The sequence below is a fragment of the Streptomyces sp. NPDC056480 genome, assembly GCF_042795405.1.
Taxonomy (GTDB): Bacteria; Actinomycetota; Actinomycetes; order Streptomycetales; family Streptomycetaceae; genus Streptomyces.
In genome coordinates, this window is sequence record NZ_JBHTSA010000197.1 from 1 (window position 1) to 9,050 (window position 9,050).

The 9,050-nt window shown below is 62.3% G+C and carries 6 protein-coding genes and 1 pseudogene; 3 read left to right on the plus strand and 4 right to left on the minus strand.

From position 1 onward, the window contains the following. Nucleotides 1-473: 473 nt before the first annotated feature. On the minus strand, nucleotides 474-1,994 hold the full coding sequence (locus tag ACFQ79_RS39195; protein WP_383592815.1) for a phytoene desaturase family protein: 1,521 nt from the start codon (nucleotides 1,992-1,994) through the stop codon (nucleotides 474-476). 468 nt (nucleotides 1,995-2,462) lie between these two features. Then, nucleotides 2,463-2,867, minus strand: a complete 405-nt coding sequence (locus tag ACFQ79_RS39200) for a peptidase inhibitor family I36 protein (protein ID WP_383592818.1) — start codon at nucleotides 2,865-2,867, stop codon at nucleotides 2,463-2,465. 753 nt (nucleotides 2,868-3,620) lie between these two features. Here ACFQ79_RS39200 and ACFQ79_RS39205 point away from each other — a divergent pair. Both ACFQ79_RS39205 and ACFQ79_RS39210 read left to right on the plus strand, forming a co-directional pair. Beyond that, entirely contained in the window at nucleotides 3,621-5,948 is a 2,328-nt protein-coding gene (locus ACFQ79_RS39205; protein WP_383592821.1) for an endonuclease/exonuclease/phosphatase family protein, read from the plus strand. 323 nt (nucleotides 5,949-6,271) lie between these two features. After that, nucleotides 6,272-7,060, plus strand: coding sequence for an alpha/beta fold hydrolase (locus ACFQ79_RS39210; protein ID WP_383592827.1), 789 nt, complete (start codon nucleotides 6,272-6,274; stop codon nucleotides 7,058-7,060). A gap of 8 nt (nucleotides 7,061-7,068) precedes the next feature. Here ACFQ79_RS39210 and ACFQ79_RS39215 read toward each other — a convergent pair whose 3' ends face one another. Continuing rightward, nucleotides 7,069-7,290, minus strand: a complete 222-nt coding sequence (locus ACFQ79_RS39215) for a hypothetical protein (RefSeq protein ID WP_383592824.1) — start codon at nucleotides 7,288-7,290, stop codon at nucleotides 7,069-7,071. 8 nt (nucleotides 7,291-7,298) lie between these two features. After that, nucleotides 7,299-7,763 (minus strand): hypothetical protein, encoded by a 465-nt coding sequence (locus ACFQ79_RS39220; protein WP_383592830.1) that lies wholly within the window; start codon nucleotides 7,761-7,763, stop codon nucleotides 7,299-7,301. Between the two features lie 22 nt (nucleotides 7,764-7,785). Between ACFQ79_RS39220 and ACFQ79_RS39225 the strand changes: the two are divergent. Further along, nucleotides 7,786-8,668: pseudogene (locus ACFQ79_RS39225) on the plus strand (transposase); the annotation flags it as partial. Nucleotides 8,669-9,050 lie beyond the last annotated feature (382 nt).

Below are 9,050 nucleotides of genomic sequence, written 5' to 3' on the forward strand. Positions count from 1 at the left end.
GAAGGCCATGGCCTTCACCGGCCAGTCAACGGGTGGCCCTGTCTTGCAGCCAGGTCATACCCGGAAGCCGCGCGGACCCCACATCCGCGAGTCAGTGCTGGTCAAGCTCCTGCCCAGCGGTCCAGCAGCCGTGATCCCGGCAGACACCGGCTACCAAGAACTCGGAGCACGGACCGACGGACGCATCGTGATGCAACCGCACCACCTCCCCTGGCACAAAGGAGATACGTGGGAGTCGACGCAACGCCCACACCTCATGCCGCAGCCTGGCCGAGTACGGCATCACCCACCTGAACGTGGCGGGGATCTGCCCCCGCCTTCAGCCGCCGCGAGCACATCGACGACACCGTCTAAGCTGCCGCCGACGGGTGTTTCCAGCAGTAGACCACAGACCTGACCCTGACGTGGCCGACATGAGCGTAGAGGCCCCGCCCTCCCCTCTGACATCTCACCGCTAACCGTGCACCAACCGGTTAGAGGAGGCTCAGTGCGGCCATTGCGGCATTGTGCCCGGGCACGCCGCTGACACCTCCACCCCGTACTGCGCCTGCTCCGCACAGGAAGACATTGGCGTGAGTGGTTTCGACTCCCCAGGGACCGGTTGATTCACTTGCGTAAGGGAAGGACAGGTCCCTGTGGAAGATGTGTCCGCCGGGCAGCTGTAGCTCGTGCTCGAGGTCCAATGGTGTTTTGGCCTCGATGCAAGGAGCTCCGTCCTCATCGAAGGCAAGGCATGAGGCGATTGGTTCAGCCAGGTGCGAGTCGAGCTCTGCAAGAGTTGCGGCAAGGAGCTCGGACCGCACAGCTTCATTGTCGGCAGCAAAAAGGCGTGCGGGAGTGTGCAGCCCGAAGAGGGTGAGAGTCTGGTAGCCCTGTGCAACTAGTTCCGGTGCCAAGATTGAGGAATCCGTCAGTGAATGACAGTAGATCTCAGACGGGGGTGCGCTGGGCAGCCGCCCGGACATAGCCTGCTGGTAAGCGACTTCCAGTTGGTCGTAACCTTCCGAGACGTGGAAGGTCCCAGCAAAAGCCTCATTCGGGTTGACCGATCGGTCACGGAGTCTCGGCAGTCGGCGCAACAGCATGTTCACCTTGAGCTGAGCACCCTCCGCAGCTTCGGGCGCAGGTTCACCCAGCAACGCACTCAGGGCCTGCGGGGACGCATTAACCAGGACCTGACGGCATGCGACATTGTGTTCGCCGTCATCCGAGCGGAACGCAACTACGGCATGGGTGCCGTCCGTCTCGATGCCCGTTACCTCGCGGCGTGTCTCGATCTTCGCACCAGCCGAGCGTGCTGCAGTGACAAGCGCGCCTGTGAGAGATCCCATGCCGCCGACAGGAACATCCCAGTCGCCTGTGCCGCCGCCGATTACGTGGTAGAGAAAGCACCGGTTCTGCACCAGGGACGGATCGTGGGCATCTGCGAAGGTGCCGATTAAGGCATCAGTGAGTACTACACCTCGGACTAAATCATGTGAAAATTGCTGCTCAATGGCTGCGCCGATCGGCTCTTCAAATAGCATTCGCCAGGCAGCCTCGTCGTCGACGACGGTCCGCAGCCCCTCGCGGGAAAGCAGTGGCTCGGTGAGCGTTGGAAACATGCGCGATGCCACTCCGCGTATGCGGCCGTAGAACTCTTCCCACGCCGCGTACTCTCTGGTTCCACCAGTAAGCGCCTCGAATGATTCTCGAGTGCGGCCACGGCCAACGAGGAGGCCACTGTCACCCGTTGGCGTGTATGAGGAGACGGTGCGCTTACGCACCCTGAAGGACAGCCCCAGATCGTTGACGATCTTGTCCGGGAGCAGCGAAACAAGATAGGAGAACTGGGACAGCCGTGCATCGACGCCGGCGAACGGGCGGGCTGACACTGCTGCCCCGCCTACCGTTGCGCGCCGCTCAAGGACGAGAACGGAGCGGCCAGCGCGTGCCAGATACGCGGCAGCAACCAGACCGTTGTGACCCCCTCCGACGATTACGACGTCGTACATATTGTGCGCAGGAACGGCTAGCTGGCCTTTGTTTCGTGGAATTGTGTAAGGATACATCGATGCAACCCCCAGGCCGATTCTAGAGAATTTCAGGGAAGGCCGTCGTGGAATCTCCTATTACGACCTCAGGGAAGCGCACCCGGTGGACTGGAGAGAGAAGGCCATGTGTAGATGTAAAGCTGGGACAGGACGGCGAGTCTATCTAATAGTGCAATATGCCGCCGGTCCTGGCTGGTGTGCTTGGTTCTGATTTCTGCAGCGCCTGCCCGCCGCCTGGTGTGTATGGCTGGCGGGCAGGCGCGGACTGGATCCGCCCGATGTGGAAGCGGACTTCCCCCGCATACCTCGGATGATTGAACTGCGGCCCCAAAGTGGAGCCGTATCATCATGCGAGACGCAAGCGGACGCCCGGAGGGTCAATTCCGGATTGCAGCGAATGATTGCCGATGGACTCGTTGACTATCAGGCCTACCACCAGCCCGAATGAGATGAGAGCTTGTCATTGTGTGAACCAAGGTTTGAGTACGCAGGGCACTCTGTGCTGGCACACCCAGTACCAGTAGCACGGTGGTATTGGGCAGGGCCGGAGTATCCGCTGTACTCGTAGGTATAGATTCCGTAATTGAACCGGTTGTGGCTGCTGCTGGCGTTATTGTTAACCAAAGTGGCAGTGCCGGAGAACCACTCTGCGATATACGCGCCATCGTCCGGACCGAAGTCATGGACGCCGCCGCTATAATTCGTGTTCTTGTAGAGGCAGAACTCGCTGGCTTGGCAAGATCCATCCTCGTAGGCGGCATAGCTCGTGGTGGCAGTCCCCGCGAGCACTGCGAGGCTGGCGAGAGAAGCGGCAACGATGCGTTTGAACACCATGATCCTTGCTTGGGATGACGTGGTGGGCTGTCTCTTGGGGATTGTCAGTCAGCCCAGTGATCGATACCAGGCGCGCCACGGAAGCGCGGTATGGCAATCGTTGTATGGGTCACCAGAGAGACAGCGGGGACACCCCACATCATGCCCTTCTAGCGGATCAGATTTGAGAGCAAACGCTACTCCATAAGCAATGCCGAGAGATTCGTATCCATGCAACACAAACAACTTTGCGCGGTCCAGGTGTACTGCATGCATCCCCTGCAAGACCACTGCGTCTAATTGCGAATTTCAATCGCCGAGGCCAGCCAGGAAAAGCCTGCATTCGGTCCCGGGCGCGGGCGGGGTGCGCTCTGTTTGTGCTTGGCGACACACCGGCGGTGTCAATGCTGCTTAGCCGGAGTGCTGCACTCGCAGCAGCGAGGTGATACGGAGCTCTGCGAAGGGGGGAGTGAAGCCCGCGACCTGGAAGCTCTGAGTAGGCGCAGTGAGTAGTTACCACTCAAGGTCATCCCAACCTGCTTCATAGTCTTGTCCGGACGATTCCGCACGCGTTTCATGTCTCCTGCCGCAGAGCATGAGCCTGCGTCGAACGTCGGGTGCTCGTACACCTAATGCACCACTGCCCCGCGACAGGAGTTGCGCGCGGCAGCGCTTCCTGAGGAAGGACCCTTCGTGTCCGTCGTCCAATTCAGAGGCCCTCAAAGGTCTCTGCGTCGTGCAGCAGCAGTCGTCTTCGTATCAACGACAGCATCCATGGCGCTTGTGTCCCTGCCCGCTGCCCAAGCAGCTCCGTCCACGAGTGTTCTGATCGCGGAGGTCTACGGCGGCGGAGGCAACGCGGGAGCTCCGCTGACCCATGACTTCATCGAGCTGGCGAACACGGGCCTAATCGAGTACGGGTTGAACGGCTACAGCGTGCAGTACCTGCCCGGCTCGCCCTCCCCAAGCTCGAACTGGACCGTCACCCCGCTTACTGGATCGCTTGCTCCGGGCGGGCGCTACCTGGTCCGAGAAGCCGGAGGAACGGGTGGTGCGACGGCGTTGCCTGCCCCGGACGCGGTTGGCAGCACCGCGATGGCGGCGACGTCTGGCACGGTTGCCCTGGTCTCTGGGACAGCACGCCTCACGTGCCGGACAGCGCATGAGTGCACCTCTGACAGCCGGGTGATCGATCTGGTGGGCTACGGCAGCGCTGTGGTCCGTGAAGGAGATGCGGCCTCCGGCGCAGGGAACACCACCAGTGTTGCGCGCTCAGTTGCCCTGCTCGACACAGACAACAACGCGGCCGACTTCAGCGCCGGCCAGCCATCTCCTGTGAACAGCAACGGTGAGTCGTCTGGCGGAGGCGGCCTGCCCCCAGGCAGCACGCGTATCCATGACATCCAGGGGCACACACGGCTTTCCCCGCTCCAGGGGCGGAGTGTCGCATCAGTCCCAGGTGTCGTTACCGGCGTGCGGAGTTCGGGGGCGAAGGGCTTCTGGATGCAGGACCCCCTCCCCGACAGCGACGCGCGGACGAGCGAAGGCATATTCGTCTTCACTGGCCCTGCAACTCCCACCGTAAAGACGGGGGACGCAGTCCTAGTGACTGGAACAGTCAGTGAGTATCGAGCGGCTGGCACGGCCCAGTCACTGACCGAGATCACCAACCCGACACTCAGCGTTGTCTCGACGGGCAACCCCCTGCCACCTGCTGTGTCCCTCGATGACGCGTCGGTTCCCGACGCGTACATTCCCGCTGCGGGCGGTGGCAGCATCGACGGCCTCACACTTCAGCCGGACGTATACGCGATGGATTTCTACGAGGCTATCGAAGGGGCCAGAGCTCAGATCTCTGATGCCCGCGTGGTGGGTGCCACCAACTCGTACGGCGAAATGTGGGTGACGTCAAAGCCTGCCGAGAACCCGGCCCCGCGGGGCGGTACTGTGTACGGCTCCTACGCACACCCCAACACCGGGCGTGTCAAAGTGGTGCCTCTCGGCCTCCCGGGAGGCTCTCCCACCGCAAATGTAGGAGACCAGCTCAGCGGCGTCACTGCAGGCCCCATGGACTACTCGAACTTCGGCGGCTACAGTATCCAGGCAGCTATCCTGGGGACCCATGTCAGCAACCACCTGGAACGTGAAGTCACCCGCAAGCAGCGCCTCACAGAGCTGGCAGTAGCCACCTTCAATGTAGAGAACCTCGACGCCCGTGATCCGCAGACCAAGTTCGATCGTCTCGCTGTAGGCATAGCCACGAACCTGGCTGCCCCTGACATCGTTGCACTTGAGGAGATCCAAGACGACAACGGATCGGTAAATGACGGGGTCGTGACTTCCGAGGCGACGCTGGAGCGCTTCACCAGCGCGATCGTTGCCTCCGGCGGGCCGAGGTACAGTTGGCGGTACATCGCCCCACAGAATCTCCAGGATGGCGGTGAGCCTGGCGGAAACATCCGTCAGGTCTTCCTCTATAACGCCGCGCGTGTCTCCTTCGTTGACCGTCCGGGCGGCGATTCCACTACCCGGGCTGTACCGGTCAAGACAGCGAGTGGTGTGCAGCTCTCACATTCACCTGGCCGGATCAACCCTGCCAGCCAAGCATGGGCGAACAGCCGCAAGCCTCTCGTTGGCGAGTTCAAGTTCCTCGGGAAGAGCATCTTCATCATCGCGAACCACTTCGCTTCAAAGGGAGGAGACCAGCCTCTGCACGGGCATAACCAGGAACCGCAGAGAACTTCGGAAGCCCAGCGGCACCTGCAGGCAGGCGAAGTCAACGCATTCATGCAGGACATCCTGGCCGCTGACAAGCATGCTCAGGTGATCACCCTCGGTGACCTCAACGACTTTGAGTTCTCGCAGACCTCTGAGATTCTTTGTCGCGGTGGAGTCCTCAGGCCCCTCATTACCACTCTGCCTGCCGGTGAACGCTATAGCTACGTCTTCGACGGCAATGCGCAGACGCTTGATCACATCCTCACAAGTCCCGCCATCAAGCAATTTAGCTACGATGTGGTTCACATAAATGCAGAGTTCGCGGACCAAGCGAGTGACCATGATCCACAAATAGTGCGCTATAACCCGGCGCGCGCTTTCTAGTGAAGCAACGGCTGACGGGCGGGTGGTTTGAAGGCCCGCCCGTCAGCCCCCACCATGCCGCGCAGAGACCCGGCCGGCACAACGCGGCGGCCTCTGGCTGGGTGAAAGGTCTCCGCAAGATGACATTGCCCATACTGAAGTTTGCAGGGCCGGGTTCGGTGAGAATGCAGAAATGCTCGCACTAATCAGTAGGTCGCTTCAACCCGGAACGAAAGTTATGGAGTAGTCGGATGGGCCACATCGAGAAGGTGCAAATTGAGGTCCATGGAAGGAGTCATCTTGTCGGTACGGTGACGCTTCCGCTATCTCGCGCAGATTCCGTGATGCTCCTGAGTCCCGCCTTGGGGGTCTCTGCGGACTACTATGCTCCTTTCTGTTCGGAACTTGCAGAGAGCGGCGTTGCGGTCCTGGTAGCAGACTTGAGGGGACAGGGGAATAGCGTCCCGCTGGCAGGTCGAGCTACCCGGCATGGGTATCACCAACTTGCGTCAGAGGACTGGCCTTCACTAATTGCCTGGGCAAGGCGGAGATTCGGTTCTGATATCCCTCTGTATATTCTCGGGCACAGTATAGGCGGACAGATTTCACTTCACTACGCCGCACTGGCGCCGGGCACAGTGGAGGGGCTGGTTCTGGTCGCATCTGGATCGGTTCACTATCGAAGTTTCCAGGGGGCAGCACGATTCCGGGTTCTAGTGGGGACACAACTGGTTGCCGCTATCTCGACCGTGCTCGGATATTGGCCGGGGCGCGCTATGAAGTTCGGAGGTCGACAGCCTGCACGGCTGATGCGGGACTGGGCACGCATCGCTCGAACGGGGCGGTTCCGTCCCGAGGGAGCTGACATTGACTATGAGGCGAGGATGGCCAACGTTCGCCTCCCCGTCCTTTCGATATCCCTTGAGGGAGATTCCCTCGCGCCGCCAAGCGCGGTGGATCACCTTTGCTCCAAACTTCCTTCATCGCGAGTGGAGCGATGGCACTATCAGCCGGCACACGGAAAAAGGGCAGACCATGTGCGGTGGGTTCGCTCCGGAGTGGAAATAGCGGCGTACATTAGGTCGTGGCTTGATGATAATGCTGTACGTTCCCAAGGGGGGAATAGCAGATAGCTCAGCGCCTATCTCGCGAGTGGAGGAGGCCGACCATTCATTTCGAGGATCCGGCGGACGTCGAGATCAGGCGGAACCTTGCCGTCGAGCTTGATCAGGAACTTCTTGAACTCCACATCACGGTATCTGCGGTGGAGCGAGCCGATCAGTTTGCTGTTCGCCACCTCCAAGGCGGCGAACAGCGTGGCGGTGCCCGCCCGCGCGTAGCCGTGGCTGCGGAGCTCGGGCACGCCGGGCATCATCGGCGGGACCGGCGGGGATCGGTCCAAGGCCTGGATCTGCTACTTGGCGTCCACGCATAGGACCAGGGGCGCCCGGGCGGGTCGGGGTGCAGGCCGATGACGTCGCGGACCCTGTCGATGAACAACGAGTCCTTGGAGAGTTCGAGCGTCCCAACCCGGTGGGGCTGGAGCCCAAAGGCCCGCCAGATCGCAGAATGCGACTTACCGGTCGTCGCGGTCATGAACCGCGTCGGCCAGCGGGCCGCGTTCTTCGGCGTCACTGCGAGGTCCTGGCGATCACCGCTCCAGGGCCGTCGGGGCTTGATCAGCTCGGCTTTGAACAGGCCGATCATGCTCTCCATCAGGGCGTTGTCGTAGGCGTCGCCGACTGATCCGATCGAGGCGGCGATGCCGGCTGTGTCCAGATGCTCGGCGAGCCGGAAACTCGTGTATTGGGCGGATTCAATCGGTGGTCGCAGCACCTCTGTGAGCTGGGGGTTTGTGATGGGTGTGGGGAATCGGCAGCGGGCGGTGCGGGACTATCGGGGGCAGATGCCCTCGCCGGGCGGCCGAGCGTTGCCTGGCGTGAGGACCGGGTCAGGTTCTGGGAGGCGATCGCGCGGGGGCTGAGCTCGGTGGACGCCGCAGCGGTCATCGAGGTCTCGCCCGCGGTGGGGTCGCGGTGGCTTCGTCATGCTGGCGGGGTGAATCCGTGCCTCGCCCCGACTGTCTCCGGCCGTTACCTCTCGTTCGCCGAACGGGAGGAGATCGCTCTGCTGCGTGCCCGGAACCTGGGGGTCCGCGCGATCGCGCGGTGTCTGGGGCGTTCGCCGTCCACGGTCTCGCGGGAGCTGCGGCGCAACGCCCCCACCCGGAGCTACCACCTGGAGTACCGGGCCTCGCTGGCGCAGTGGCATGCCGAGCGGCGGGCGCAGCGGCCGAAGCCGGCGAAGCTGGTGGCCGACGGGCGACTGCGCGAGTACGTGCAGGACCGGCTGGCAGGGAACGTCGTCCACGCCCTCGATGGCCGGGTTGTCGAGGGGCCGCAAGTGCCGCCGTGGCAGGGCAGGAACAAGCCGCGCCGTCAGGACCGCCGCTGGGCGACCTCCTGGAGCCCGGAGCAGATATCGCAGCGCTCAGGGTGGACTTCCCCGAAGATGCGTCCATGCGCATCTCCCCGGAAGCGATCTACCAGGCCCTTTACGTCCAGGGACGCGGAGCACTCAAGCGCGAGCTCGTCGCCTGCCTGCGTACCGGACGCTCTCTGCGCGTCCCGCGGGAGCGCACCAGGCAGAGCGTCCGCGGCCACGTGACCGCTGACGTGCTGATCAGCGAGCGGCCGGCCGAAGCCGAGGACCGTGCCGTTCCAGGCCACTGGGAAGGTGACCGTGCGACACGAAGTTTCACGAATTTGAGTGGACTGACCGACTGGAGAGGCAGTTGATGAAACTGTAGGTGCAGTCAAGGGTCCGTGTCCGTATGACCCGTCCACACCCTTGACGTGCAATTCCGGTAACGGAGTGGTGCGAAGCTCAGGGGAAAGCCCAAGGATTTCCGTTCCGTCCGGAAGTTACCGGCAAGGGGAAGACCGGACGGGTGAAGTACATGAACTCCCGATGATGCCTCGTGATCCCAAGCCCCGCCGATGGAATGCGTGAGTGGGGTGCATTGCTAACGAGCTCGTGCACGGTAGGCGGTGAGACGTCGAAGGCTGCGGCGGGGCCGGTGCTCACCTCTGTCATCGAGGGCTCAGGTCTGCGGTCTGCTGG